Raw genomic sequence first — 26,152 nt, forward strand, 5'->3', positions numbered from 1 at the left:
CGGCGAGGGTCTCAGCAGCCGACGCGCTCGAGCGCGACGACCACGTCGTCGAACCACACCTCGTTGGCGTAGTTGCTGAAGCTATGCCAGCCGAGGATGAACTCGGTGAACTTGCCGTCGAGGAAGTCCGTGCCGAGCACCTTGTTGTTCCACTGCGAGGGATCGTCGACGACGTGGACGGACTCGCCGTCGCGCCAGGCCTCGACGCGGTGGGGGCCGTCGTCGGCGACGAAGGCGACCTCGATGCAGTGCCACTCGCCGGCGCTGATCTCCGGACCCAGGCCCCACTGCTCTTGGGTTGGCGAGATGTCGTCGCTGGGGACCTCGTTGGTCCCGATCACGCCCTTGATCTCGCCAAAGCGGACCTCGTCGCTGGCCTGGCCGGGCGTGCCGCGGATCCCCAGCAGGGTCTCGTGGTTGTTGCCGGGGTTTTGGCCGAGCTTGCCCGTGAGCCACACGTAGGCGCGGACGTAGATCCTGGTGGTCCCGTCCGGGAGCGGGCGGGTCAGCATGGCGGGGTTGGCCCCGCCGACGACGTGCAGCGACTGCGCGCCGGCGTGGGGGCGGGTGGCGTCGACGAGGGCGAAGTTGTCGCTGCCCGGGGTGTTGGCGGCGTTGACCTGCCAGGCGACGAAGCTGTCCCAGTCCTCGGGCATGGTGTCCACCGAGGCGAGCTCGAAGTCCTCCTCGAACAAGATCAGCTCGGGATCGAGGCCGGTGCCGCTGCCCTCGCTCTCGCCCTCGCTGGTCTCGGTCTGCGTGTCCGTGTCTGTCTCGGAGCCGGTCGTCGAGTCCGAGCTCTCGCCCGCGCTCTCGGCCCCGTCCTCGCTCGTGTCGGTGCTCTCCGAGCTCCCGTCGCCGGCCTCGTCGTCGAGGCTCGAGGTCCCGTCGGAGGTCCCGTCGGTGAGCCCGCCTTCGTCCTCGCTGGGCTCGGCGCAGGCCGCAGGCGCGAGCGCCACGGCGAGCGCGAGCCCGGCGAGAATTGTCCTGTGACGAATCGTGTCCATCTCGCGCGGCCTCAGTAGTCGACGCAGTAGCCGAAGGAGACGGTGCCCTGGGCCTCGACGGTCGAGTTGTGGGACTCGCCCACGAAGGTGGTGAGCTCGGCGTCGACGCTGGCGACCGCGTTCCAGTAGTTCGCCAGGGTCCCTGGCAGCTCGATGCTGACCTCCCAGGAGATCGGCGCGTCGGTGACGTTGTAGACGTGGACGGTGTCGCACTCGCCTTGGCCCCACATCGAGTCGACCATGATCTCGATCTCGATGCCATCGGTCATCGACGGGCCCTCGCTGCCCTCGTCACCCTCGTCGCTGGTGTCCTCGCCGCCCTCGGTCTCGCCGCCTTCGTCCGTCGAGGTCCCGGTGTCCTCGCTCTCGCCCTCGTCGCCCTCGTCGCCGGAGCCCGAGGACGCGCCATCATCGGCGCGGCGGCGCAGGAAGTGAGGCGAGGTCACGAGGGCGTCGACGAGCACGTCGAGGCGACCCTCGCTGGCGGCGAAGCGCTCGCGCAGCGAGTCGCCCACGCACTCGAGCTCGCCCTCGAGCTCGGCCCCGAGCGAGTACTCGGCCCACATCTGCACGTAGCAGGATTGAACCTCTTCGCCCGCGGCGAGGATGTCTTGGAGCTGGGCCGCGCCCTCGAAGGTCCCGTCGATGTCCTGGCTGCGCACGATCTCGCCGGCCGCGTCCACGGGGTGCTCGCCGTCGTAGTCGCGGAAGCGGCCGATCGCGTCGTAGTGCTCGAGGCCAAAGCCGATGCCGTCGATCAACTCGTGGCAGCCCGCGCAGGCCGGGTCGCTCGAGTGCTGCTCGTAGCGCTCGCGCGTGCTGAGCGAGGGATCGACCGGCGGCGGCGAGGTGTCGAGGGAGGCCGGCGGCGGCGGGAGCTCCTGACACAGCAGGCGCTCGCGGACCATGACCCCGCGGTGGATCGGGGACGAGGTCGTGGGCTTGGCGTGGGTCGCGTTGAGGGCGCCCTGGGTGAGCAGGCCGCCGTAGGTGACCCCGTCGAGCTCGACGCGGCCGAAGCCTTCGGCGTCGACGTTGTCCGGGGCGGGCACGCCGTAGAAGGCCGCGAGCTCGGCGGTGACGTAGGTGAAGTCGACCGTCATCAGGTCGGCGAGGCTGCCCCCGGCGTAGAACACCTCGGAGGCCACGCGGTGGATCTCGCCGAGCATGTCCGCGCGGATCTCCGCCGAGAACTCGGGGTAGAGGTCGGGATCCCGGGTCACGCTCGATAGCAAGGTGATGTTCAGCCACTCGTCGACGAAGCGCAGCAGGGTCTGCTCGCTGCGCGGATCGGCGAGCAGGCGCTCGGCCTGGGCCTCGAGCACCGCCGGCTCGAGGATCTCACCGCTCTCGGCGAGGGCCACGAGCTCGTCGTCGGGGGTGGTCCCGAGGATCAGGTAGGAGAGCTCGGCCGCGACCTCGTGGGCGGTCAGGGCGTAGCTCCCGTCGCCCGCGTCGACCCCGAGCTCGGTGCGGTAGAGGAAGTTGGGCGACTGGAGCAGCGCGGACACCGTCCAGCGCAGGCCCTCGTCGAAGCCGTCCTCGGCGTCGATGTCGATGAAGAGGTCCATGTAGCGCGCGACCTCGCTGTCGGTGATCGGTCGGCGGAAGGCCCTGGTCCCGAACGCGCGCACGAAGGACTCCGCGCAGGCTTCGCCCTCGGCCGGATCACAGCCGAGGTACTCGACTTGATTATCGACCACGTGATCCGCCAGGGCCTCCGCGGCCTGGCGGTACTGGTCCGCGAGCAGGCTGGAGACCGTGAGCACGCTGGCGTTCTTGGTGAAGCCGTTGATCACGTTGTCCGAGGCGAAGCTCGTGCCTTGCTCGGCGAGCTCGCCGCTGACCTCGACGAGGTCGCTCACGGAGTTGTCGTACTCGATGTGCGAGAGCCGGCGGATGCCCCGGACGCCGAGCTCGGCGAGCTCGTCCTCGCCGCAGACCAGCTCGCCGGCGTCGCCGCCCGACTCGGCCTCGTCTTCGCACTCGAAGGTCCCGCGGGCGCGGGCCACGAACTCCTCGAACACCGCGTACTGATCCGAGTCGGTGCCGAACACCATGCCGCCGCCGTGGCCGTCGGGATGGGTGGAGGTGGGCTTGAGCAGCAGCAGGGACGTCCCGTCGACGTCCTCTTGGGCCATGGCGGCCATGGTCGCCATGTTCGTGGTGACCGCGTCGGCCTCGTCGGGGCCGAGCAGGACCATGCGCGAGTCCTTGGCCGCGCCCTCGACGTTGTGACAGCTGTAGCAGCTCATCGAGGCGATCGGCTGCCAGACCTGCTCGTCGAAGAAGGCCTCGTCGGAGGGGCACTCGCCGCCTTCGTCGGCGCTGCCATCGTTGGCGCAGCCCACCGCAAAGCTCAGCGTGCCGAGCAGCAAGGCCGCCGCCAGGGGCTTCGTGAGATCGTTCGTCATGCGGGTCATGTCGGTCTCCCTTCCTAGCTGGCCAGGCCCTCGAGCGGCCCGGTGCCAAAGCTGGCTTCGCCAAAGGTCTCGTTTGTCAGGCCCATGGCGTGGCAGATCGACACCATCAGCTTGTTGTGGGGCTCGCCGTCGAAGCTCAGGTATTGCCCGGTCTGGAAGTAGCCGCCGCCGCCACCGGCGAGCACGAAGGGCACGTCTGTGCACACGTGGGCCCGCGAGTCGCCCATCTCCTTGGCCCACAGGACCACGGAGTTGTCGAGCATCGTGCCCTCGCCGTCGGGCTCGGGCAGGGCCGCGAGCTGGTCGAGGAGGTAGGCGAACTGCTCGGCGCTCCAGCGCTCGCAGGCGGCGAACTGGGCGACGCCCTCGACGTTGCTGTCGTCGATGTGCGAGAGCGAGTGGTGGGCCTCGTTGACCCCGTCGACCCACGAGAACACCGCGGGGCTGACGGTGTGCGAGAGCTGGATGCTCGCCACGTTGGTCAGCCCGCAGGACAGGCCGGTGACGGCCAGGTCGATCTGCGCCTGGGCGATCGCGGGGATCGAGGTGTCGAGGGACAGGCTGACCGCGTCCGGGGCGATCGGCGCGTCGCAGCTGCCGCTGGCCTGGAGGCCTTGCTCGACGGAGGCCAGGGCCTCGAGGTGGGCGTCGAGCTTGTAGCGCTCCTCGCTCCCGAGCTCGTTGCGCAGCGACTTTGTCTCGTCGTTGAGCAGATCCACCACGCGCTGGCGGCGGGCGCGGAGCTTGGCGGCCTCCTCGTCGCCGCCGAGCAGGTCGCCGAACATGCGGTCGTAGACGTTTTGGGGGTCGTCGTCGGGGGTCATGAACTGCCCCGCCGCGCTGTAGGAGATCCGCGTCTGCGTGGAGCCGCCCCAGTCGCTGGTCTTGATCCCGAGCTCGAGGGACTTGAACTTGGTCGCGCTGTTGAGCTGGGCCGCGATGTACTGATCGATGGACGCGCCGCCGCCGACGGAGCCCGCGTCACCCTTGCAGGTCAGCATGGCCGCCATCCCGCCCTCGTGGTTGTCGGCCTGAAAGAAGTTCAGGCCGTCCATGACGATCAAATTGTCCTGATGGCCAGCGAGGGGCTCGAGGATGCCGCCCGCTGGGAAGGCGAAGTCCGACCCGCCGCCCGTGGGCCGCCAGTGCGAGTGCACGATGCCGTTGGGCGAGAAGAAGATGATCAACCGCTTGGCGACGCCATCGGCTGCGCGGGCGCGCCGAGTTCGTAGCAGGTTGACAAAGGGCGCGGCGACGAGCCCGGCGCCCGCGAGCTTGAGAAAGTGACGGCGGTGTGTGGAGTGCATGGTTGGGCCTCGAGCTCCCTCGCGGGGGGAGCGCTTGGGGGTGGGGCACATGCAGTGCACCCAAGTGGTGCGGCCCCGCGTTTCGATCGGATGAAAGTTTCCGCATCGAGGAGCCTGCTCGACGCCCGGGGGCCCGACATTGTCGTTTTTGCTGGAACAGTCACCGAGAGGCCGCGCGACACCGTAATTTGTGGTCTTGATGGTTGTGTCGCGGTGCTCACCGCGAGTGCATGTGGGCGTCGCCGAAGGTCGTGGCGCTCGCTTGACCCCTGGTAGCCGGCTCCCGATACTCGATAGGTCGAGTTGAATGCTCAGCCTCCTGCTCTGCACCTCGGTCCTGAGCCCCGCGCCCCCGGCCTCCGCGACCGAGACCTCCAGTGACGAGGCCGAGGCCTCGGGCGTCGAGGACATCGCCTTCGCCCTCGTCGGCGAGTGGCCCGAGCTCGATCCCGAGACCCTCGAGCCGGTGCTCGCCTCCAACCTGGTCGACCTCGGCATCGAGATCCACGTGAGCTCGCGGCCCGCTCAAAACGTGTTCGTGCAGCTCGACTGGGCGCGGAGCCTGGGAGCGCAGCGCCGCGGTCGGGCGGTGTTTTGGCTGGTGCGGCTCGATGCCGAGACCGTGCAGCTCTTCGTGATCCCCCCGGGCACGGACCTCGGCTATGTCCGCGACATCCCGAGCGCCGCGGGCTCGGACGAGCTCGCCGAGCAGCTCGCGGTGATCGTTCGCGGCGCCGCGGAGTCCCTGCGCGCGGGGGCGCCCAGCGGCATGCGCAGCGTCGACGCGGGTCCCGAGCCCGAGCCCGAGCCCGAGCCCGAGCCCGACTCCGAGTCTGACGCTGACCCCGAGTCCTCACCCGAGCCCGATCTCGACGCGGGCGATCCCTCCGCGGAGCAGGTCGTGCATGTTCGTCTCGGGCTGACCTATCTCGGCGCGACCTTGGCCGCGAGTGCCCCCTGGCAAAGCGGCGCGGGCCTGGAGCTCGGGCTTCGCCTGCGCTCGCGCCTCGCCCTCGGGCTCTCGGCGGGCTGGGTCACCAGCGAGGCCCGCGACGAGACCAGCCCGCTTCGCGTCCAGCGGGTCCCCCTGTCCTTCGCGCTCGGCTACGCCTTCGATCCAAAGCGGGTCGTCTCTGGTCGCGTGCTGGCCGTGGGCACGGGCGAGTGGATCGGCTGGCAGCCGCGCTCGGGGAGCGCGCCCTCGCTGCGCGGAGGCAGGGATCTACGCGTGGGCTTGGGCGTCCGTGGCGACCTCGTGCTCCACGTTCACGCGGGCCTGGCCGTGCTCGTCGGCGCCAGCGCGACCGCCTGGCTTCGAAACGTGCGCGTCGACGTCGAGGCGTCCGGGGAGCCGCGCAGCGTGCTGGCGCCCTGGCCGGCGGGTGGGGAGCTCCGCGTGGGGCTGGAGTACGAATTTTGACGGGACCCGCGTGACGCAGACGCAGGCGAGCCCGAGCCGGCGATGCTTCGACGCCTGGCTCGGGCTCGCTGCGCTGCTGCGCTGCTGCGCTGCTGCGCGTGGATCAGGCCGCGCTGGCGTCTCGACGGCCAGCGTAGCGCTGCGCGTGGAACATCGCGTCCCCGCAGATCGCCGAGAGCGCCTGCATGCGCTTGAAGTAGAGCCCGATGTCGGCCTCGTCCGTGACCCCGATCCCCCCGTGGAGCTGCACGGCCTGGCGGCTGACGAACTGGCCGCCGCGCCCGAGCTGGACCTTGGCCGCCGAGATCGCGGCCTGCCGCTCGCCGTCCTCGTCCTCGTCCCCGGCCCCGCCCTCATCAGCGCGGATCATCACCTCGATCGAGAGCGAGCGCAGCAGCTCGACCTCGATGAACATGTCGACCGCGCGGTGCTGAAGCGCCTGAAAGCTGCCGATCTTCCGGCCGAACTGCTCGCGCGTGTCGAGGTATTCGGTGGTCATCTCGAGCATGCGCGCGGCCACGCCCAGGCCCTCGGCCACGCTCGCGGCCGCGCCGTAGTCGAGCGTGCGCGCGAGCACCTCGGCGGCAGGCCGGGCCTTCAGCTGCTGATCCGCCCCGACCTTCACCCCCTCGAGCTTCAGGTGCGCGGCGCGGTGGCCATCGATCATCTGGAAGGGCGTGCGCGCGAGGCCCTCGGCGTCGCTGGGCAGGGCGAAGAGCGCCAGCCCGTCTGGGGTGTTCGCCGAGACCACGATGGTGTCCGCCGCGTGGGCGTTGAGCACGAAGCGCTTGTCGCCGTGGAGGGTGAAGCCGCCCGCGCAGGCGCGCGCCTCACAGGCGACGCGCGTCGGATCGAAGCGGCTGTGGGCTTCGGCCCAGGCCAGCGCGAGGCTGGTCTCGCCCTCGAGCGCCGGGGCCAAGAAGCGCTCGTGCTGGCCCTCGTCACCGGCGAGGCTCAGCGCGTAGCCGCCGAGGATCACCGAGGCCAAGAAGGGCTCGGGGACGAGGTTCTTGCCGAGCTCCTCGAGGATCAGCGCGGCCTCGAGGAAGCCCTGGCCGAGGCCGCCGGCCTCCTCGGGGAAGCACACGCCGAGCCAGCCGAGCTCGCCCATCTCGGCCCACAGCTCGGGGCTCCAGCCCCGCCCGGCCGCGTCGTCGCGCAGCTTGCGGAAGCGCTCGATGTCCGAACGGGACTTGCGAAAGTCCGAGACGGTCTTGCGCAGCAGTTGTTGGTCTTCGCTGAGATCGAAATCCATGGTGGTTCTGCTCTCGAGTGATCTCTGCCGGGGTCAGGAGGGAAGCTGGAGGATGTGCTTGGCGATGATGTTGCGCTGGATCTCGTTGGAGCCAGCGTAGATGGTCGCGGCGCGGTCGTAGCAAAAGGTCGGACCCACGCCGCTCTCGTTGTCGGGCACGATGCCGGGCTCGGGGTGCCAGGCGAGGCTGTCGTGGCCCATGACCTCCATGCACAGCTCGCCGGCCGTCTGGATCAGCTCGGTGCCGACGATCTTGAGGATCGAGCTCTCGGCCCCGGGGTGGCGGCCCTTTTGGACCTCGGCGAGGGCGCGATAGTTGGCCATCTTCAGCCCGCGCAGGCGCAGCTCGATGTCGACGAAGCGCTGGCGCCAGTGGGGGTCGTCGTAGACCGAGGTCCCGTCGCCGCGGTCCTGGGCCTGGGCGATGTCCTTGGCCAGCCGCAGCCAACGCTCGACGATGCCGGGGCTGCCCACGAGGTTGCGCTCGTGACCGAGCAGGGCCTTGGCCAGGGTCCAGCCGCCGTCGAGCGGCCCGAGCAGGTTCTCCTTGGGCACCTTCACGTTGGTGAAGTAGGTGTCGCAAAAGGCCGGGCTGTGGCCGAGGGTCAGCATCGGCTTGGCCTCGAGGCCCTCGGACTTCATGTCGATCAGCAAAAAGGAGATCCCCGCCTGCTTCTTGCCCTCGCTGCTCGTGCGCACGAGGCAGAAGATCCAGTCGGCGTACTGGGCGTAGGTGGTCCAGGTCTTCTGCCCGTTGACGAGGAAGTGGTCGCCCTTGTCCTCGGCCGAGCAGCGCAAGCTGGCGAGGTCGCTGCCGGCGTTGGGCTCCGAATAGCCCTGGCACCAGATCTCCTCGCCGGCGAGGATCTTGGGCAGGTAGCGCTCGCGCTGGGCGTCGCTGCCGAAGCGCTGGATCAGCGGGCCGACCATCACCAGGCCAAAGGGGCTCAGGTGGGGCATGCCGGACAGCTCGACCTCTTCTTGGAAGATGAAGCGCTCGGCGGGGGAGAAGCCGGGGCCGCCAAATTGCTTGGGCCAGTGGGGCGCGGCCCAGCCCTTGGTGTGGAGGATCTTGTGCCACTGCATCACCTGGGCGTGGCTGAAGCGACCCGAGCCCCGAGCGACGGTGGCGAGGTCTTCGGGCACGGCGTCCGCGATCCATGCGCGGACTTCTGCCCGGAATCGTTGTTCCTCGGGGCTGAAGGAGAGCTCCATGGCCCGCAGGGTAACGCACTGGGCTGCTAGAGCGGCGACCAGTTTGAATTCGGTGAGCTACGCCGCATTTGCCAGCTTCGGGCACTCCAGCTCATGCTGGATGACCTGCAGATTGACGAGCACTGCCGCTCGCGTGGAGTCGTACTCATTCTTGCGTATGCCGAGGTAGCGAGCTCGGTTGCCTTGGCGCTGGCCGACATGAGCGAGCGTATGCTCGACGACGACGCGCTGTCGCAGTCGCGCGCGTCCGCGCGGTGCTCGTTGGAGGACCCGTAGTTTCGCTTGCAACGGCTCGTTGGCGGCGATTCGGAGGCCTCGGCCCCGGTCCGAGGTCGTGCACTTGGGCTTGAGCTCGCAGGCGTTGCAGACATCAGCCTCGAAGCGGGCGCTCTCGCCGAGGAGCATGGGTTGGGTCTGTCCCCCTGGGCAGGTCACCGTCTGGCTGACGAAGTCGAGGCTGAAGTCGGTCTTGGCGAATTTGTCGCCGTTGGACTGCCGCCATGGCTTGCAGATGACCTCGACGCCGCTGGCCACGAGTTCGGGGACGTCCGAGCTCTCGATGTAGCCCCGGTCGAAGTGCAGGCTCGCGAGTTCGAGGCCCAGATGTTCGACTCGGTCGACGAGCGTGGGGAGGCTGTCTTTCTCCGGCTGGTTCGCCGGAGCCACCGTCACAGCGAGGATGAGCTTGGTGTGAAGACTGACGACGACGTGGCGCTTGTATCCGTTGAAGGACTTCGTCTTGGTCTTGCGACCGTGACGCATGTCGGGGTCCTCGACGGACACACGCCGGTCTTTCGCCACGCCCCGCTTGATGCGCTGGCCTCCGCGGTCGGGGTCGGGCTCGAGATCCTGTCCACGTAGCTGCTCGAGTAGCGCGAGCTGGTCTTGCAACGGAGGCTTGCTGCTCTCGCTCGACAGGTTCGTCTCGACCCACTGTTCGAGCGTCTCAATCTGTCCGAGCAAACGGTTCAACGCCGCGCTCTTGGCCGCAGGGTTGGACCAGTCGATATCGAGCGCCTTCTTGATGCTCGGCTCCGCGAGCAGCGGGATGCCGAGCTCGTCGACGAGCAGCTCCGCCGGTCGAGCGCGTAGCTCGGCGACGCACAGCACGACCTTCCACGCCGCGTGAGCGAGGAGGTTGAAGGTGTCCTCGACCCGACCCGCACCTCGAAGCGGGCTCGAGTCCACGGCGACGTCGAGCTTCTTGGGCAGCTTCTTGAAGTCGAAGGCGCCAGTTCGCTTGGCGAGCTCCCGAGTGCGCTCGAGCAGCTTGCGGTCCATGTCGTGAGCGATGAGCCGCTCGCGGAAGTTGAACAGCGAGCCCTGGGAAAACGGCGGGTCATCGCAACCAAGGCAGCCGAGGACCAGCTGCCATCGAGCATCACAGGCGGCGAGTTCGACGGCCTCCGAGTCCGACGCGTTGGAGTAGCCCTGAAGCAGTAGGGCCATGGCGAGCAGTGCGGGCGGCATCGGGTTCTTCCCGGCTCCGGTGTCGCGGTACATCTGCTCGAGTTCGGCTTGGAAGTCGTCGTCGAACAGCTCGAGCCGGTGGTCACACAGGAAGCCAAACAGCTTGCGCTTCTTGCCGACGCGCTTGCGGATGCGGGCTTCGCGGGGAGACAGAGTGACGGGAGGGTTCCAGCGGGGGAGCGTCATGCGTGGCCTCGTGCGAGGCCTACGGGATCACGACCGCCAGACGTTGTCGAACCGCGCCGCTAAGCGATCGGAATCTATTAACAATTCAAACTGATCGCCGCTCTAGAGCGGCAATCAGTTTGGATTCACACCCTCAGGCACATCTGGGCGGCCCCGTGGTCTTTGTCGCTCGGCGCTCGCAGTGGGTCCACCACAGCTTCGGCCTCGCTCCTCGCCACGAGACCGCCCAGACGCACCTGAGAGCGCGCCTCCAAACTGATTGCCGCTCTAGGGCATACAAGTCATGCAGCAACCAAAGCCCACGGTCTCACCAGACAAGATCAAGATGTTGCTCGCGCTGGCCGTGCCGCCAAAGCGCCAGTCCGTCACGTTGAGCGCCTCGCCCTCGGCGTTCCAGTAGGTCTCGAGCTCCCCGCCGAAGCGCAGGTCCCGGGTCCAGATCAGGTTGTCGGGGGAGACGTTGGTGAGGCTGACCTCCCAGCACGAGCCATCCTCCCACTGGGTCATCAGCGAGAGCTCGACCTCGACGCCCGGATCTCCGCCGAGGTCGATGACACCGCAGGACGCGGGCGTGGGTCCGTCGGTGTCGCTGGTCTCGGTGTCGTCGGTCTCGGTGCCGCTGGTCTCGGAGTCGCCGTCGTCGGCCTCGGAGTCGCCGCTCTCGGTGTCGCTGGTCTCGGTGCCGCTGGTCTCGGAGTCGCCGCTCTCGGTGTCGCCGGTCTCGGGCCAGTCCTCGCCGCCGGTCGCGTCTTGTGCGCTTTCGTCGAGCGCACCAACCTCGTCCGTCTCGCCCTCGTCGATCTGCCCAAGCTGGTGGACTTGGATACAGGCGGGCCCGCAGATGCACGCGGCCACCAAGGAGGTGCGCACCGAGGTCGCCATCACGGGCCCCAAACATCGCCGTATCGGGCGTACTGCGAGGATTTTAGCCATGGGGAGTGGTGCGCAGGGAGTTGCTCGGTGATCGTGATGGGGTTCACCGTGGTCAGCTAGTGTAGCCTACCTAACGAGCGACTTCGCAAAGGTACTTTTGTTCGTCCGTTTCGAGTCTCTCCCGCCCACGCAGGTTGTGTGATGTCCACGGACGCGAACGAGAGTGCGGGCGACGGGGTCGAGGCGGCCGTCCTCGCTGCGCTTCGTCAGCACGCCGACGTGGAGGACGCCTCCTGCCCAACCAGCGAGGCGGACGACGAGGCGCTGATCTCGGCGGCGGTCGAGGCCTACCTCGACGGCGCCAAGGTGACACGGCTGGCCCCGCGTCGCGCTCGTCGGGCGCCCTGGATCGCGGCGGGGGGGCTGCTCGCGGCGGCGGCCGCTCTCGCCCTGTGGTTCGTGCCGCGCGACTCGAGCGAGCTCGCGGATGCCACGGCCACGGCCACGGCTGCGGCCACGGACGCCCAGACGAGCGCGCCGGCCCAGGCGAGGTGGCGGCTCGAGCCCGAGGGCACGCCGGCAGAAGGGGTCGTCGGCGCGGGGCAGGTCGAGCGCTGCGGCGAGCGTCGCGGCGCCCGTGCCTGCCTCGCGCCGGGCTCCCGCGCGCGCTTCGAGGGTGACGGAGACCTCGAGCTCCTCGATGGGCGCGCGCAGGTCGAGGCCGAGGCGTCCATGACCCTTCAGCTCGCGGGCGCTCGCGTGCAGACCTCCGTGGCGGGCTCGGTGTTCGTCGCCGAGCTCCACGCCGAGCGCTGGTCGGTGTCCGTGGACGAGGGGAGCGTGACGCTGACCGGAGCCGACGGCGAGGCGCGGGCGCTGGCGGCCGGGGAGTCCGCGAGCAGCGAGACGCCGGTCGCTGATCCGGCCGCGGATCCGGCCGTCGACGCGGCGGCGGTGGAGGACTCGGGCGCTGGCTCCGAGCGAGCGCCGAAGCAGGCCAAGCCATCGCCCGGACAGGCGGCCGCGCCCACCCCGAGCGCCGACGAGCTGCTCGCCCGCGCTCGCAGCCAGCGCGCGGCCAAGGACTTCGAGGCCGCGGCGGCGAGCTACGAGGCGCTCGTGCGCGCCTACCCGAGCGCGCCAAAAGCCCGGGCCGCGCTCGTGTCACTCGCGCAGCTCTACCTCGGACCCCTCGATGATCCGGGCAGGGCGCTGCGGCACTTCGATCGCTACCTCGAGCGCGGCGGGGCGCTGGCCGAGGAGGCGCGCCACGGCAAGATCCGCGCGCTGCGTGCCCTCGGCAGGGACGCCAAGGCGGAGGCCGAGGCCGAGGCCTTCCTCCGCGACTACCCGAACAGCGCCTACGCCGACGCCCTGCGCGGAGGCTGAGCGGAGGCTGAGCGCGAGACGCTCACTCGGCCCGGGGGACGCCGAGCTTGAGGTCGCGGCGGACCAGCCGGGACAGCTCCTCTTGTCCCTTCTTGATCCGCGACTTCACCGTGGGCACGGGCGTGCTGGTGAGCTCGGCGATCTCCGGGATGGTGTGGCCCATGGCGAAGCGCAGCAGGACCGCGACGCGCTGCGGCTCGGAGAGCTGACGCAGGTAGTCCTCGAGGGGGCGAGGCAGGCGATCCAGGAGCTCGGTGCGCAGCTCACTGCCCCGCGCGTGGGCCTCGAGATCCGCGACTTGCGCTTGGGCCAGCTGGCGCTCTTGCGTCCGCTTTTGCTTGTTCATCCAGCGCAGGGTCGAGCGCGTGGCGATGCGCCTGGCCCAGCCCTCGAGCGGCCCGCGTCCCGCGTAGTTCGAGGCCGAGCGGAGCAGCTCGATGAGCGAGACCTGTGCAGCGTCGTTTGCATCGTCGCTGCGCCGGAGCAGCCCCCGCGAGACCCGGCGGACGGTAGGCAAGAGCCTGCGCGCATAGGTCTCGCACGCGCGCGCGTCCCCCTCGGCGACGGCGCGCGCGAGGGCCAGATCCTCGGCGTAGGCGCTGTCCTCCGCGTGCTCCCCTGGCTTGGCGGTGCCCAGCGCATCCACGGGAGTGGCATCGCTGCTGGACCCCATCGCTGTGAACCTATCGAAGCACCCTGGCCTTGTCCACGGCGATAGGGGCTAGCGAGAGCGCCAGTGCGTCGCCGAGTGCCGGGTAGGCAAGCGCGATCACGCGGTGATTCGTTTGCAGGCGTGTTCTCTTGGCCACGCAATGGTCTCGAGACCAGTGCGATCGTGTAGTTCCAGTCATCGAACATACGGCGTAAAAAATTAAACGATATTGTTGACACGAACGGGGCTTCAGCCCTTATAGTGACAACGCTGATACGTTGGAAGAACAAAGTCGGATATGCGTAAGTTAGTCATCGTCTCCTCCCTCGCCGCCATGTTGAGCGTCGGCTTCGCGGCCGAAGCAAACTCGGCCAACTACGTCGAGTATTACCGCGATAACCTGTTCATCGGGCTCGCGTACCACCGCGTCGCTTGCCTGACCGATTGGAACACTGTTCAGACAGATCAGGACTACGACGGATTCACGAATAAGCGCTACTGCTATACCGGCGCGAATTCGGCCTCCGTCCCCGATGGCCAGTGGTACGACTGGAACCACGCAAAGGACAAGGCGCAGCTCGATAGCTGCGGCCAGCAGGCCAACAGCAAGTACGGGACGCCAAATTACGCGAGCAGCTCGAATTCTTGCAACTACAACATCCTGTTCGACTGCAACAGCGACTGCTGGATTCGCAAGTTCTCGAGCTGCCAAGGTAAGAAAGTATCGATCGCCAGCCCCTGCTGGTGAGCATGGCGGTCATGCAAAAACGCTGGCCGTGGATGGCGGCGACCCTCGTCCTCGTGGCGGGGGGCTTCGTTTGGTCGATGTGGCCCGATCACTCCAAGGGGGAGGACGAGGCGCAGGTCAGGGCCGAGCCGCGGGCGCGCGAGGCCCTGCTCAACCCCGATCGACCCTCGACCCCGCCGCCTCCGGACATGAAGCCGGCCACGGTGGTCGAGCCCTCGGCGCCGCAGGACATCGGGCGGATCAAGGACGAGGCCTACGCCAAGGCGCTCGAGGAGGGCGCGGAGCGACCCGGCGAGGTCGCCTTTCGGGCGACCATCGACGCCTTCATGGCCTACAACGCGGCCTTCGCCGAGGCCCAGGCGCGCCAGGAGGGCGTGACCGTGGCCGAGGTCCACGAGCTGACCTACTTCGGCTTCAAGGTGCTCGAGACCCAGCGCTGGCCCGAGGTCGAGGAGCTGGTCGAGGCCCCGCTGAGCGCCGAGCAGCGCGAGAACGCCGAGGCGCTCATGCACGACACCAACAAGGAGTTCAAGGACGAGATCCGTCGTCTCGTCGACGAGGGCGCGTCCGAGGAGGAGCGCTGGGCGCTGATCGAGGACGTGCAGGACCGCTACATGGGGCAGTACTACGAGATCACGGGCATGGACGCGGACAAGCTCGACGAGCTGCTCGCCGGAGATCCCTCGCGGCGCTTCGCCCCGGCCGACACGCCTCCGCCCGCGCCGGAGGACATCGAGCCCGCGCCGGCGCCCCCGCCCGTCGAGCCGCGCCCGAGCCACGGCTGACGCGCCCCGTGAATCCAGCGAGCGGCTACATCACGGTGAGCAGCTCGATGTCGAGGTAGGTGTTCGGGGAGAAGTCGCAGCGGACGTTGGCGGTGACGCCGGTGTTGTTGGGCGGGTTGCCGTACTCGTCGAAGCTGTCGCCGGGCGCCCACTTCTTCTCGTCGTAGGCCCAGCCGTAGGCGTTGCAGGAGCCGGCGTCGTTGTTTTGTAGGTAGTCGAGCCAGCCCTGGGCCACGGGGTTCGTCGACCACCAGATGTGGTAGGCCGGCTTGACGGTGGCGTCGCCGCTGGGCGCGGAGGCCATCTGCGCGCCGCTCGGGCTGCCCGCCGCGAGCCAGACGTCGGCGTAGTCGCTGGACACGGCGTCGGTCGTGAACGCAGCGCTGGGCACGACCCAGGCCGGCTTGTCCGCCTGCTCGTCGATCTCGGCGTAGAACTTGGGGTTTGGGCAGGTGTCGGCGCCGCTGTAGTTGATGATGTAGGGGCAGCCGTCGTTGCCGCCCTCGCTGCTGTCGTAGGGCTCGACCTTGGTCATGCAGACCCTGGGCATGGGCGCGTCGCAGCTACAGTCGGCGTCGCCGCAGCCGGGCCCCGCGTAGGCCATGGTCGCGTTGGCGTTGAGGCCGTCGACGGCGCTCAGATCCCACCACAGCTCGGCGCCGGTCAGGTTGTACTCGTAGAGCAGGGTCTGCTCCGAGGCGGGCATCTCGACGCCGGCCTTGGTCACCCAGGCCTTGACCCCCGCGGTGACAGCTTGGCCGTCGCCAGCCCAGTACCACTGCGGCAGGTCGTCGACGATCGGCGGGGTGATGCGCAGGGTCTGGCCGGGCTGGAGATCCGTGTGGTTGGAGACCGGCAGCTGGGTCAGGGCCTCGTTGCCCTCGTAGAGCATGAAGCGCGTGCCCGAGGCCTCGAACACGCCATCGGCCTCGAGCTGGGCCCAGTGATCGGCGTAGTCGGCGGGGAGCCACGGGTCGCCGCCGGGGCGGGTGTCGCAGGCGAGGGCCTGGGCCGCGGAGCAGGGCGGCTGCGATCCCTCCAGCCACACGGTCAGGGTGTCGCTGGTGGTGTTGGTGTAGCGGATCGTGAACAGGGAGTCGTCGGTGTCGCCGGTGTCGCTGGACTCGGATTCGGACTCGGAGTCGGTGTCGGTGCTGCTGTCGCTGGGGTCGTCTGCGCTGGAGTCGCTGGTGGAGTCGCTCTCGCTGCTGCCGTCGTCTTCGCTGCCGAGTTCGTCCTCGTTCGTGGTGCTCGTATCGCTCGTATCGCTCGTATCGCTCGTATCGCTCGTATCGCTCGTATCATCCTCGTTTGCCTGAGAGGGGGAACAGGCGAGGCTCGAGCAGAGCAAGGGGGGGATCAGGTGGAGAGAGAGGGACCCAGTGGGGGACTTGGGGGTACGCATGACAGGCTCGTGTCGCCGAAGCTCGCAGGAGCCTAGCAGTCATTGGTGGGGCAACCACGGACGTACGCAGGCCTGTGTGCGCCGATACTCGTATTGCTCGTGGGCCGTGCGCGAGTGCGCCATGGTCGGCGTCACTTTTGTCGTGTGCCTCACCGGGACAGCGATGCGACCTGTGAATTGAAAATATGTGCTTCGAGACGCGTCTCGAAATGCGTCAATTTTCGAGCTCGCCGAATTCGTCGAATCGCTCGAAGCGGTCACACTCGAGGACCACGTCTTTGGCGTTGGCTGTCACCGAATCGAGCACCGCGATGCTGCCACCGCGGCAAAAGACGCGTAGCCCGTAGTCTCCACGTCGTAGGCCGCTCACGGTGAAGTGACCGTCCGCGCCGCTGGTCGCTGGCGCCTGCTCGAAGCCGTGGTACAGGTCTCCCCAGTTCACGGGTCCTCGGTCGCGGGGAAGGGCGAAGATCAGAGCGTCCGCGGCTGGCTCGGCTCGCGAGTCGAGCACGCGGCCGTTGATGTGCGCGGGCTTCTTGGGGGGCTCGGGCGCTGGCGGGGGCTGCTCGGGTTCGACTTCGACGCGAAGCCCCGTGAGCGAGTCGCGCTCGAGCACGGCGCGAGTGGGGGTCGTCGCCGATCGATCGGCGCCGGCGTCGGGGGTGAGCGCATAGATGCCTGGCGAGAGCCCACGAAGCTCGAAGTGGCCGCGCTCATCGGAGGGGGCGCTCGTCTCCCGCGTGCGGACTGGGGAGAGATTTTCGTCGCTCGGGCTCGCCCGCAAGACCACGCCGGGAAGGGGAGTGTCGGCGTGATCGACGACTTGCCCGCTGATCGCGAGGCCGGCGTCGACGGGCCAGACCAGGCCTTCGACGTCGTGCTCGCCGACGCTGAGTTTGTCGTAGTCGTCGCGCGCGACGAAGCCCTCACAGCTGAGACGAACGCGGTACTCGCCGCTCGGGAGGCCGCGGAGCTCGACCTGACCGCGGTCGTCGATGAAGCTGGCGCCGTGGCCGTCTTCGCTCCCGACCCAGACCCAGCCACGGCGGCAGGGCTCGCGCGACGCTCCGATCTCGACCCTTCCGCGGACCACGTGCGTCGCCGGGAGCTCGAGCTCTCCGACGTCTCGACTCTGCGCGAACCCGAGGCTGGTCCGCAGCGCGGTCTCGATGCCGTGAGTGTCATCGAGCGCGCTCAGCCGATAGCTCCCCGGGGGGAGCCCCGAGAGTTCGAAGTGACCATTGGCGTCGCTCCATCCGCGAACGCTGTCGGCGCTGAACAGTCCCAGGGTGGCGTGGACGTGGACCTCGGCCCCGTCGAGGGGCAGGCCGCTGTCGGCGTCCACGACGACGCCCGAGATCGTCGAGCCGGGCAGCATGGCGATCTCGGCGTCGGTGCCGGGGCTCGTGAAGCTGGAGATCCTCATGACGTGGCCGTCTGCGTGGACCTCGACCGCGGCCTTGCCCGGAGCCAGCCACAGCTCGAAGCTGCCGTCGGCTTGGCTGGTGACCACGTGGCGCGGGTGAGCTCCGGCGACCCGCGAGCCCGAGACCACCGCGCCTGCGATGGGCTCGCCGTAGACGTCTCGGACATGGCCACGCAAGGCGCTGCCCCCTCTCTTCAAGACGAGGTCGACGTCTTCTTTGATCTCGCCTGGGTGGAAGTGGACGTCCTCGAGGTGCTGCTCGCCCACGCGCTCGGTCCATGAGCCGGGGGAGAAGCTCGGCGCGCCGGCGTTGATCGTGGCTGGGCCGGGCCACGGCGGCTGCAACCGGTAGCTACCGTCTGTCGCGCTGGTCGTGCAGCTCGGCAGCTCGTCGAGGTAGCTGAGGTTTCTGACAATCGAGGGCCAGGCGCAGACCTGGGCGTTGGCGACGGGCTGGCCGTCCTCGTCGAAGATGTGCCCGCTGACGGCGCTGGCTTGGCTGGGCTGCTGTGCTTCACCCGCGTCGGGGGAAGGCGCGCTCGAGTCTGGCGAGAGCAGCCACCAGGCGAGGGCGAGGGCCGAGGAGAGGCCCGCGGTGACGATCAGGAGGCGGGCGCCGGCGCGAGCTTGCATGTCGCTCAGGGTAGCAGCTAGTGTGCGCGGCAGAGGACTTGAAGGGCCCCAGGCTTGGAGCACCGGCCGCTGACTTCGTTGCTCGTCAGTCATTTGTGCCCGACAAACTCCCTCCTCGCGCCTCGTCAGCGACCGGCGGTCCGGCGCCTGGGACCCTTCAAGTCCTCTGCCGCGCACACTAGTGTACGATCCAGAGGACCGGAAGGGTGATCGACATCGAGTCCCCATGGTGATCTACTGGCCGGGTGACGACGCCAATCTCCGTCGACCTCCGCACCCGGATCGCCGAAGCCATCGAAGCTGGCGAAGAAAGTCAGCCCCTCATCGCCGAGCGCTTCTCCGTCTCGGTCACCACCGTCGAACGCATCTCGCGGAAGCTGCGCCAAGGCGAGAGCTTGGTGCCGAAGAGTCCACCTGGCCGGACGCCCAAGTTGAAGGAGCGCCACCTCCTGTGGATTCGTGGCGAGATGGAGAAGGACCCCTACCTCGGCTCCTACCACCTCTCGGCGCGCTTCAATCGACGATTTCCCAAGAACCGGGTCCATCGCTCGACGATCCTCCGGGCGCTTCACCAACTTGGCCTCAGCTTCAAAAAAAACTCCCTACGCTCCCCAGCGGGACCGACCTGACGTCGCCGAGGAGCGCGCCCAGTTTCGGTTGCGACAGCGGCGACTCGACATCGGACGTCTCGTCTTCGTGGACGAATCGGGCACGCATCCAGGGATTGGTCCGCGCCGGGGCTGGTCCCCACGCGGCGAGCCGCTCTACGGACCGCACGAGCCCTATTCCCGCGGTCGCCACGTCTCGATGATCGCGGCCTTACGCGTCGACGGCATCAGCGCCTTGATGACGACCGATGGCGGGGTCAAGACCGCTGACTTTCTGCGCTTCGTCCGACAGCGCCTGGCCCCCACGCTCGAGCCGGGCGACATCGTTTGCTGGGATAACATCAACATGCACAAGAATGCAGAGGTCGTGGCTGCGGTGCTCGAGAGGGGTGCGAAGGTCGTCCGCTTGCCCCGGTACAGTCCCGACTTCAACCCGATCGAGGCCGCTTGGGCGAAGGTCAAAGCTTGGATACGCCGAGCGATGCCCACGACCGTCAGCGAGCTCAAGAAGGCGATGCGTAGGTCCCTGCGTCGGATCCGAGCCTCGGACGCACTCGGCTGGCTCAAGTACTGTGGATATCGCCTTCCGTGATTCTGATCCGTACACTAGTGCTGCTAGGATGCGCGCCAGCGATGACGCGCGATGACGGCAGCGAGGCCGACGTGAAGACGTCGGTGTTGGAGGTGAGCGGGTCGAGGGAGCTGCCGGAGCTTTCACCTCGACAGGAGAACCGAGCGGGGATCGAGACGCGCGAGCGCAAGGCAGGGGTCGTGGCCGCGCTCTTCGGAGACCCCTCCCCGGCGGTCAAAGTCGGCCGCTTCTCGATCGTGCGCAAGCTCGGGAGCGGGGGCATGGGGGTCGTCTACATGGCTTACGACGAGCAGCTCGATCGCCGCGTCGCGGTCAAGCTGATGCGCAGCGCCGACACCAACACGAACGGGCGCGTGCGGATGAAGCGGGAGGCGCAGGCCATGGCTCGGCTCTCGCACCCGAACGTGGTCACGGTCTACGAGGCCGACACCCACGAGGGCCAGCTCTTCGTGGCCATGGAGTACGTCGAGGGCGAGGACTTGCGGGTGTGGCTGGCGGCGCGCGAGCGCAGCTGGAGAGAGGTCTTGGAGCTGTTCAGGCAGGCCGGGGCCGGGCTCGCGGCGGCGCACGAGGCGGGCTTGGCCCACCGCGACTTCAAGCCGGACAATGTGCTCGTCGGTCGGGACGGGCGGGCGCGGGTCGCCGATTTTGGCCTCGCCTATGGCCTGGAGGGCCTGGCGAGCACGCCTGAGCCTGCGCCCGAGAGCGAGCCGGGCGCGGAGGCCTCGCCTGGTGCGCTCGAGCAGATGCTCACGCGCACGGGGGCGCTCATGGGTACGCCGGCCTACATGGCGCCAGAGCAATATTCGGGTCAGCGCGGCGACGCCCTGAGCGATCAATTCTCGTTTTGCGTGGCGCTGTGGGAGGGCCTGGTGGGCAGCCGGCCCTTCCGTGCCCCGAGCCTGGTGGGGCTCTCGGCCGTGATCATGAGCGGCAGGCTCGAGGCGCCCCCCGAGGCCGTGCGCGAGCAGGTCCCCGAGTGGATCTTCGCGGCCATGCGCCGCGGCCTGGCGGTGGATCCGAGCGAGCGCTGGCCGTCGATGGCTGCCCTGCTCGAGGTCCTGTCCGAGGATCCGCGGGCGCGTTGGCGTCGGCGCTGGTTGTGGACCTTGGCGGCCTTGCTGGTCATCGCTGCGCTCGCGGCCACGAGCTGGGTCGCGGTGACGCAGATCCAGGCCAAGATCCGCGCGCACTACTGGAGCGGCCTGACAGAGGATCTCCTGGCCCTCGAGCGCGAGCGAGGGCTGCGCCAGCTCGTCGACGACGGGGCGCGGGCCCGGGACGCCGCACGCATGAGCGTGATGCGTCGCTATCGACCAGAGCGCGGGCTGGTTCAGCACGCCGACCCGACCGTGGTGGCGCTCTTGCTGCGCGAGGTCGAGACGGGGGTGCGTGAGAGCAGCGCGTGGAGCTCTGCGGCCAACGAGACCCTCGGGGAGCCGCTGAGCGAGGTGATCTTGCGCGGTCACGATGCCGTCGTCACGGCGATGGTGTTCGACGACGCCGGCGGGGCGCTCTACTCCGCGGACAGCAAGGGGGCCGTGTGGCGCTGGTCCGTCGACACGGGGGAGGGCAGCGAGCTCTACCGCCACGGCGCGGAGGTCTCGAGCCTGGGCCTGAGCCCGGACGGGCGCAGGCTGGCGAGCGGCTCCGTGGATGGCGAGCTGCGTGTGTGGACGCAAGCCGGCGGGAGCCTGAGCCTGGCGCGCTACGGCGGGGCGGTGTCTCAGCTGCGTTTTTCGAGCGACGGCGGCCGGCTGCTGTCTGCGTCGAAGGACGAGCTGGCTCGCGTCCATGACCTCGTGAAGGGGACGACGCAGACCTTCGTGGGTCACACGGGGCCGGTCTACTCGGCGGCCTTCGACGCCGCGGAGGCGCGCGTGCTGACGACCTCCAAAGATCGCAGCGCCCGGGTCTGGCGAGCGGACACGGGCGCGCTCGAGGCCGTGCTGCGCGGTCACGAGCGCGGCGTGTTCTTCGGGGCCTTCGTCGGCGCGGACGGGGGGCGCGGGCGAGGGCAGATCTTGACGGCGGCGGACGACGGGCAGGTGCGTCGCTGGAGCCTCGCGGAGGATGGGGCGGCGTCGAGGGGAATGGTGATCACCGAGCACCAGCGAGCGATCACGGCCTTTGCCGTCGAGGGGGAGCGCGTCGTCACGGGCTCCGTGGACGGGGAGGTGCGCGTGGCGAACTGGCGCGCCGGCGCCGGCGCGAGCGAGCGCCTCGTCGACCACGGTGACGACGTGCGCTTCGTGGGCTTTGGTCCGCAGGGGGTGGTCTCGGCGGGCATGGACGCCCGCGCCTTCGTGACTGCGCCAGGGCTCTCGGGGCCGCCGCGAGCCTTCGAGGGCCATCGCCAGGTCATCTTCACGGGCGCCATGGACGGCGGCGGGCGCCGCTTGGCGACGGGCTCGTGGTCGGGAGAGATACGGGTCTGGGCCCTCGATCAGGCGCCCCTGGTCACGGCGCTGGAGCGCCACCGCGAGCGGGTCTTCGACGCGCAGGGGGACGCCGCGGGGACGCGCTTCGTCACGGCTTCGTTCGATGGCCGGGCGCGGATCTGGCGAGCCGAGGACGGGGCGCTGCTCGAGACCCTCGACGCGGGCAACGCCGTGGTCAACGCGGCCGTATTCAGCCCCGACGGGCGGCGCCTCGCTAGCGCGGGGCGAGGCCCAGTATCGCTGTGGGCGCTCGGGTCTGCATTCGGATCGACAGCCGGAGCTGGGCGCGAGCCTGCGCTGCGCGTGCTCCTCGACGAAGGCGCGCAGGTCTGGGACCTCGCCTTCGACGACGAGGGCGCGCGCCTGGCAGCGGCCTCGTCCGACGCGACGGTCCGGGTGTGGGAGCTGGCCGAGGACAGGATGCGCGAGCTCGAGGGTCACCGCGGGCGCGTGGTGAGCGTGGCCTTTCAACCTGGCGGCGAACTGCTGGCGAGCGCGGGGGCCGACGGCAGCGTGTGGCTGCATCGTTTCGATGCCTCGGGGGAGACGAGCGTCAAGCGGGTGCTCCAGGGTCGGGACCCGCTGGCCATGGACACGCTCTCGTGGAGCGCGGACGGGCGCTGGCTGGCGGCCGCGGCGGCCGAGGGGGGCGTCCGGCTGTGGTCGAGCGCGGACCTCGATGCCCCTCGCGCGCTGCGGGTCGACGAGGCGGGGGCGACCGCGCTGGCCTTCGACCCGAGCGGGGAGCGGCTGGTCGTGGGCTCGCGCGACGGCCTCGTGCGGGTCTGGGCCGTCGAGGACGGGGCGCTGCTCGCCACGCTCGAGGGACACACCGGCCCGATCGTCTCGGCCTCGCTCTTGCCGGGGAACCGGGTGCTGTCGGCCTCCTTGGACAGCGCGCTACGCCTGTGGCGACTGGACACGGGCGCGTCGGTGGTCTTGTCGGGTCACGGCGCGGAGGTCCTCGACCTCGCCCTCGCGCTTGCGCCCGGGGGACAGGAGCGAGCCCTGTCCGTCGGCGAGGACGGGAGCGTGAACCTGTGGGACCTCGGCCAGGTCGAGTGGGACGCCGGGGCGCTGATGGACGCGCTGGGCCAGCGGACCTGGGCGTGCCTCTCGCCCAGGATGCGCGAGGCGGAGCTGGGCGAGGAGCGCAGCGTGGCGAAGCTCGCCCTCGCGCGCTGCATGGGCGAGGCGAGCCGGCGGCTCAGCGGACGATGACCTCGCCCATGGCGGTGCGGCCGTTTGCCAGCCCGAACACCAGCGTCGCCGTGCTCAGCTCGGCCTGGGTGAAGCCGATCACCGTGATCTCCTCGTCGGGCGCGGTCCTGAGCGCGCTGATCTGCGAACTCGTGAGGTCGTGGCGGCCGATCGGGGTCCCGGTCACGTCGAGGGCGAGGAGGTAGCCGGAGGTGACCGCGTTGGACCCGGACTTGAAGCTCTCGAGCAGGTCGATGTTGAGCGCGTGGCTCTCGTTGTCGATGCCGGTGTCCACGTCGCAGTAGGGGCACGCGGGGTTCTCTGGCGTCGGCTTGCTCAGCGCGTCGGGCTGGGGGTCGATGCACGCCAGGGGGGCAGGCGTCGCCATGCCCCGATCCACGAGAACTCCGAGGTCGAGGACCTCGTCGAGGGCCTCGTGAACGGCCTCTCGGTGGCCATCGGCGGCGGGCGCTTGCGCTGCGCAGGACACGGTGTTCGAGCTCAGCTTGGAGACGACGTTGCAGACCGAGAGGCGGCGGACCGAGTCTGCAATCGAGAGCCCGAAGTCGGGGAGCAAGTCAGTTTTGTAGCCCGTTCCATAGACGAGCTCGTGGACCTGGCTCGCGCTCATCGCAGGTTCGATGGCCCAGGCCAAGGCCATGGTGGCGGCGGTCACCGCCGTGGCCACGGACGTCCCCGTTTGGGGTCGCATGTTCCCGGTGGGGTTGCGGACCCACGCCTGGGTTCCATAGGCGACGAGATCCGGGAGCGCGGCGTCTCGAGACAGGGCGGGGAGCTCGCTCCAGGCGTCGACCATGGCGACGGCGTCGACGAGGGCGCGGTCGGCGTAGCTCACGGGGTAGCCGTCGATCTCGGGCGCGCCGAGGTCGATGCAGCGCGCGGCGCTCGGGGCCTCGAGATCGGCGAGGCTCGCGGGGTAGAGGGCGCCCTCGTTGAGCTCGCAGCCCGGGTCGTTGGCGTTGCCCGCGGAGGCGACGAAGATCGCACCGCTACATGCGACGAGCTCGAGGACCTCGCCGAGGGCCGCGGCCGCGCCCCGCTCGGTGTTGACGGCCAGGGCAGGGTTGGCACCAAAGGCGCCCATGATCACGGCGTGATGCTCGGGCTCCTTGGTCGTGGGGTCGCTCGCCTGGGCTCGCCAGCGCATGATCGCCCGATAGACGGCGAGCGCGATGTCGACGTGGCTGCCGACGTAGCCCCCGCCCAGCTCGGACTCGAGGGCCCCGTTTTCTTCGCGGACCAGCGCAGCTTCGAAGTGCAGGTGGTTGTCGCATAGCCAGCTCGAGCTCTTGTCGGGGCAGAGCACGTCGCTGACGATGTAGCCCATGTTGTGGCCGTGATCGTGGGGCGTGTTCGTGCCGAACTCCCACTCGTCGATCTGGTCGATGATGTAGACGCCGACGGCGGTGAGGTCCTCCTCCTCGAGGCTGTCGACGGCGCCGATGTTGGCGCGGAAGGCCTCGTAGAGGCTGTCGTCGACGCTCGAGTTGTCGTCGAGGCCCGCCATGCCGCTGAACGCGACGCAGTCGACGGCGGCTGTCTGGGCCATGTTGGGGATGATGTCGAGGGCCTGGTAGAGAGCGTTGTAGTCGCTCTGAGCGGGGGTGCCGCCCGTGAATGTGTAGAGACAGTAGGGCTCGAGGCCGGCGGGCACCGGCAGACCCGAGACAGGCTCGAAGAAGGGCGCGGCGTCCCAGTCCAGCGGCAGGACGCCTCCGCCGAGGTCGCAGCCGATCGGGAGGTCGGGGAGGCGCGCCGTGACCATGCCCGTGTCGATGCCCTCATCGGGGGTGCAGGTCATGTACCTGGCGCTCTTCCTGCTGCCCTCGGCCTGGTTCGACGAGTCGAGCTGGAGCGCGGGCTCCGACTCGGGCTCCGACTCGGGCTCCGACTCGGGCTCCGACTCGAGCGTGAGATCCGCTTCGTCGGTGTCGGCTGTGATGGGGGTCATCCCGTCGATGCAAGCCGAGAGGGTGAGGCCCGCGACAAGTAGCGCAGTTTTCGAGTGAAGGGTCGGGGTTGGCATGGCCGTTCTTTGCGCCCTAGGAGCCCGTGGTGGAACCCAGCGAGGTGTCGTGTTGGGTTTCACCACGGGCTCCTAGGGGGCTCTCCAGGGAAATACCGGTGTGGGCGGGTATGGATTAACGTCACGGGAATTCGTGGGTGGCACGTTGCGCAAGGACTGGGTCACTGGAGGGTGCCGCGTATACTGGTGGTGTGCGCGACGACGACACGCTGCTGCTGGCCTGGCGGGAGGGCGACAAGCACGCTGGCCGTGAGCTCTTCGAGCGGCACTACGCCGCCGTGGACCGCTTCTTTCGCAACAAGGTCGGCGAGGAGTGCGGAGATCTGACCCAGCGGACCTTCCTGGGGGCGCTCGAGAGCGTCGAGGCCGATCGCTACCGCAACCAAAATAGCTTCCGCAGCTGGCTGTTCGCCATCGCCTACCGCCAGCTGTGCAAGCACTATCGAACCCGGGCGACCATGGACAAGCGCTTCGACCCGGCCGTGTCCAGCGTGCAAGATCTCGACCCGACCCCCAGCACCATGCTCGGGCGCTCGGAGGAGGAGCGCCTGCTGCTCGCGGGCCTGCGCCAGCTGCCCATGGATCTCCAGGTCGCCCTCGAGCTGCACTACTGGGAGCAGCTGAGCGACGCCCAGATCGCCAAGGTCCTCGACGTCCCTCTGGGGACGATCAAGAGCCGGATTCGCCGGGGTCGGCTGTTGCTGGCCGAGTCCATCGTGGCGGCAGCCGAGGTGGGCCGCGCGGCCGAGGACACCCTCGCCAACCTCGAGGGCTGGGCCGAGCAGCTGCGTGAGCGAGTGTTCGGGGTCTGAGCGTGTATGATGGTCAACGCTCCGAGGTCGCATGCCAGCTCGATTTAAAACACCAGCCACAGCCAGCTCTTCGCGGGCACTATCACTATCACTGTCACTCGTAGTCGGGGGCGCGTTGGCGTGTGCCGCACGGGAGGCCGGTCCGGGTGGGGGCGCGTCCGCGGGTGAGGCCAGCGAGGGGCTCGCGGAGACATCGGAGAGCGGCGAAGCGAACGCCGAGTCCAGCGAGAGCGACACGACGGGGGTGGAGGCCCCGTG

The 26,152-nt window shown here is 69.1% G+C and carries 19 protein-coding genes; 8 read left to right on the forward strand and 11 right to left on the reverse strand.

The genetic code is table 11. The annotated features are described in order from the left end of the window. Positions 1–11: 11 nt before the first annotated feature. The 3 genes from G6O69_RS17550 to G6O69_RS17560 are packed head-to-tail and all read right to left on the reverse strand — an operon-like array spanning position 12 to position 4,737. A complete protein-coding gene (locus tag G6O69_RS17550) occupies positions 12–1,007 on the reverse strand; it encodes a hypothetical protein (RefSeq protein ID WP_172304650.1) in 996 nt (331 codons plus the stop codon). A gap of 11 nt (positions 1,008–1,018) precedes the next feature. Next, a complete protein-coding gene (locus G6O69_RS17555) occupies positions 1,019–3,430 on the reverse strand; it encodes a DUF1592 domain-containing protein (RefSeq protein ID WP_172304651.1) in 2,412 nt (803 codons plus the stop codon). A gap of 14 nt (positions 3,431–3,444) precedes the next feature. Beyond that, positions 3,445–4,737, reverse strand: a complete 1,293-nt coding sequence (locus G6O69_RS17560) for a DUF1552 domain-containing protein (RefSeq protein WP_172304652.1) — start codon at positions 4,735–4,737, stop codon at positions 3,445–3,447. A gap of 307 nt (positions 4,738–5,044) precedes the next feature. On the opposite strand from G6O69_RS17560, the gene G6O69_RS17565 reads away from it, so the two are divergent. Further along, complete coding sequence (locus G6O69_RS17565; protein WP_172304653.1) at positions 5,045–6,157, forward strand: hypothetical protein; 1,113 nt, start codon at positions 5,045–5,047, stop codon at positions 6,155–6,157. Between the two features lie 103 nt (positions 6,158–6,260). On the opposite strand, the gene G6O69_RS17570 is transcribed toward G6O69_RS17565, so the two are convergent. The 4 genes from G6O69_RS17570 to G6O69_RS17585 form a co-directional block, all read right to left on the reverse strand. Next, positions 6,261–7,412, reverse strand: coding sequence for an acyl-CoA dehydrogenase family protein (locus G6O69_RS17570; RefSeq protein ID WP_172304654.1), 1,152 nt, complete (start codon positions 7,410–7,412; stop codon positions 6,261–6,263). 33 nt (positions 7,413–7,445) lie between these two features. After that, positions 7,446–8,627, reverse strand: coding sequence for an acyl-CoA dehydrogenase family protein (locus G6O69_RS17575; RefSeq protein ID WP_172304655.1), 1,182 nt, complete (start codon positions 8,625–8,627; stop codon positions 7,446–7,448). Positions 8,628–8,684: 57 nt separating this feature from the next. After that, complete coding sequence (locus tag G6O69_RS17580) at positions 8,685–10,283, reverse strand: IS1182 family transposase (RefSeq protein WP_172302407.1); 1,599 nt, start codon at positions 10,281–10,283, stop codon at positions 8,685–8,687. A gap of 267 nt (positions 10,284–10,550) precedes the next feature. Continuing rightward, complete coding sequence (locus tag G6O69_RS17585) at positions 10,551–11,165, reverse strand: hypothetical protein (protein WP_217909860.1); 615 nt, start codon at positions 11,163–11,165, stop codon at positions 10,551–10,553. A gap of 192 nt (positions 11,166–11,357) precedes the next feature. Here G6O69_RS17585 and G6O69_RS17590 point away from each other — a divergent pair, with 192 nt between their 5' ends. Then, positions 11,358–12,545 carry a tetratricopeptide repeat protein gene (locus G6O69_RS17590; RefSeq protein ID WP_172304657.1) on the forward strand — a complete coding sequence of 396 codons (1,188 nt, stop codon included), beginning with the start codon at positions 11,358–11,360 and terminating at the stop codon, positions 12,543–12,545. Positions 12,546–12,567: 22 nt separating this feature from the next. Here G6O69_RS17590 and G6O69_RS17595 read toward each other — a convergent pair whose 3' ends face one another. Next, positions 12,568–13,218 carry an RNA polymerase sigma factor gene (locus G6O69_RS17595; RefSeq protein WP_176396916.1) on the reverse strand — a complete coding sequence of 217 codons (651 nt, stop codon included), beginning with the start codon at positions 13,216–13,218 and terminating at the stop codon, positions 12,568–12,570. Between the two features lie 277 nt (positions 13,219–13,495). Here G6O69_RS17595 and G6O69_RS17600 point away from each other — a divergent pair, with 277 nt between their 5' ends. Together G6O69_RS17600 and G6O69_RS17605 are read left to right on the forward strand one after the other, a co-directional pair. Next, a complete protein-coding gene (locus G6O69_RS17600) occupies positions 13,496–13,945 on the forward strand; it encodes a hypothetical protein (RefSeq protein ID WP_172304659.1) in 450 nt (149 codons plus the stop codon). A 2-nt stretch (positions 13,946–13,947) separates the two neighbouring features. Further along, the gene (locus tag G6O69_RS17605; protein ID WP_176396917.1) at positions 13,948–14,730 is read left to right on the forward strand and encodes a hypothetical protein; all 783 of its coding nucleotides are present in this window, start codon (positions 13,948–13,950) and stop codon (positions 14,728–14,730) included. A 25-nt stretch (positions 14,731–14,755) separates the two neighbouring features. Here the strand turns inward: G6O69_RS17605 and G6O69_RS17610 are convergent, their stop codons facing one another. Continuing rightward, a complete protein-coding gene (locus G6O69_RS17610) occupies positions 14,756–16,135 on the reverse strand; it encodes a hypothetical protein (protein WP_172304661.1) in 1,380 nt (459 codons plus the stop codon). A gap of 214 nt (positions 16,136–16,349) precedes the next feature. Beyond that, the gene (locus G6O69_RS17615; protein ID WP_172304662.1) at positions 16,350–18,194 is read right to left on the reverse strand and encodes a carboxypeptidase regulatory-like domain-containing protein; all 1,845 of its coding nucleotides are present in this window, start codon (positions 18,192–18,194) and stop codon (positions 16,350–16,352) included. A gap of 245 nt (positions 18,195–18,439) precedes the next feature. Here G6O69_RS17615 and G6O69_RS17620 point away from each other — a divergent pair, with 245 nt between their 5' ends. The 3 genes from G6O69_RS17620 to G6O69_RS17630 are packed head-to-tail and all read left to right on the forward strand — an operon-like array spanning position 18,440 to position 23,056. Beyond that, positions 18,440–18,823, forward strand: a complete 384-nt coding sequence (locus G6O69_RS17620) for a hypothetical protein (RefSeq protein ID WP_172301967.1) — start codon at positions 18,440–18,442, stop codon at positions 18,821–18,823. Beyond that, positions 18,771–19,394 carry an IS630 family transposase gene (locus G6O69_RS17625; RefSeq protein WP_172301966.1) on the forward strand — a complete coding sequence of 208 codons (624 nt, stop codon included), beginning with the start codon at positions 18,771–18,773 and terminating at the stop codon, positions 19,392–19,394. Before G6O69_RS17620 ends, G6O69_RS17625 begins: the two co-directional genes overlap by 53 nt. A gap of 41 nt (positions 19,395–19,435) precedes the next feature. Continuing rightward, positions 19,436–23,056: a serine/threonine-protein kinase gene (locus tag G6O69_RS17630; protein ID WP_172304663.1), complete on the forward strand. Its 3,621-nt coding sequence runs from the start codon at positions 19,436–19,438 to the stop codon at positions 23,054–23,056. On the opposite strand, the gene G6O69_RS17635 is transcribed toward G6O69_RS17630, so the two are convergent. Next, the gene (locus tag G6O69_RS17635) at positions 23,043–25,007 is read right to left on the reverse strand and encodes a S8 family serine peptidase (protein ID WP_172304664.1); all 1,965 of its coding nucleotides are present in this window, start codon (positions 25,005–25,007) and stop codon (positions 23,043–23,045) included. The genes G6O69_RS17630 and G6O69_RS17635 overlap by 14 nt on opposite strands. Before the next feature lie 266 nt (positions 25,008–25,273). Here G6O69_RS17635 and G6O69_RS17640 point away from each other — a divergent pair, with 266 nt between their 5' ends. After that, positions 25,274–25,894 (forward strand): RNA polymerase sigma factor, encoded by a 621-nt coding sequence (locus G6O69_RS17640; protein ID WP_172304665.1) that lies wholly within the window; start codon positions 25,274–25,276, stop codon positions 25,892–25,894. Positions 25,895–26,152: the final 258 nt, after the last annotated feature.

The sequence above is a fragment of the Pseudenhygromyxa sp. WMMC2535 genome (genome assembly GCF_011083025.2).

Bases quoted from the DNA above. Each gene is read 5' to 3' on its own strand.
- G6O69_RS17550 (WP_172304650.1), bottom strand. From the start codon at position 1,007: ATGGACACGATTCGTCACAGGACAATTCTCGCCGGGCTCGCGCTCGCC.
- G6O69_RS17555 (WP_172304651.1), bottom strand. From the start codon at position 3,430: ATGACCCGCATGACGAACGATCTCACGAAGCCCCTGGCGGCGGCCTTG.
- G6O69_RS17560 (WP_172304652.1), bottom strand. From the start codon at position 4,737: ATGCACTCCACACACCGCCGTCACTTTCTCAAGCTCGCGGGCGCCGGG.
- G6O69_RS17565 (WP_172304653.1), top strand. From the start codon at position 5,045: ATGCTCAGCCTCCTGCTCTGCACCTCGGTCCTGAGCCCCGCGCCCCCG.
- G6O69_RS17570 (WP_172304654.1), bottom strand. From the start codon at position 7,412: ATGGATTTCGATCTCAGCGAAGACCAACAACTGCTGCGCAAGACCGTC.
- G6O69_RS17575 (WP_172304655.1), bottom strand. From the start codon at position 8,627: ATGGAGCTCTCCTTCAGCCCCGAGGAACAACGATTCCGGGCAGAAGTC.
- G6O69_RS17580 (WP_172302407.1), bottom strand. From the start codon at position 10,283: ATGACGCTCCCCCGCTGGAACCCTCCCGTCACTCTGTCTCCCCGCGAA.
- G6O69_RS17585 (WP_217909860.1), bottom strand. From the start codon at position 11,165: ATGGCGACCTCGGTGCGCACCTCCTTGGTGGCCGCGTGCATCTGCGGG.
- G6O69_RS17590 (WP_172304657.1), top strand. From the start codon at position 11,358: ATGTCCACGGACGCGAACGAGAGTGCGGGCGACGGGGTCGAGGCGGCC.
- G6O69_RS17595 (WP_176396916.1), bottom strand. From the start codon at position 13,218: ATGGGGTCCAGCAGCGATGCCACTCCCGTGGATGCGCTGGGCACCGCC.
- G6O69_RS17600 (WP_172304659.1), top strand. From the start codon at position 13,496: ATGCGTAAGTTAGTCATCGTCTCCTCCCTCGCCGCCATGTTGAGCGTC.
- G6O69_RS17605 (WP_176396917.1), top strand. From the start codon at position 13,948: ATGGCGGTCATGCAAAAACGCTGGCCGTGGATGGCGGCGACCCTCGTC.
- G6O69_RS17610 (WP_172304661.1), bottom strand. From the start codon at position 16,135: ATGCGTACCCCCAAGTCCCCCACTGGGTCCCTCTCTCTCCACCTGATC.
- G6O69_RS17615 (WP_172304662.1), bottom strand. From the start codon at position 18,194: ATGCAAGCTCGCGCCGGCGCCCGCCTCCTGATCGTCACCGCGGGCCTC.
- G6O69_RS17630 (WP_172304663.1), top strand. From the start codon at position 19,436: ATGACGCGCGATGACGGCAGCGAGGCCGACGTGAAGACGTCGGTGTTG.
- G6O69_RS17635 (WP_172304664.1), bottom strand. From the start codon at position 25,007: ATGACCCCCATCACAGCCGACACCGACGAAGCGGATCTCACGCTCGAG.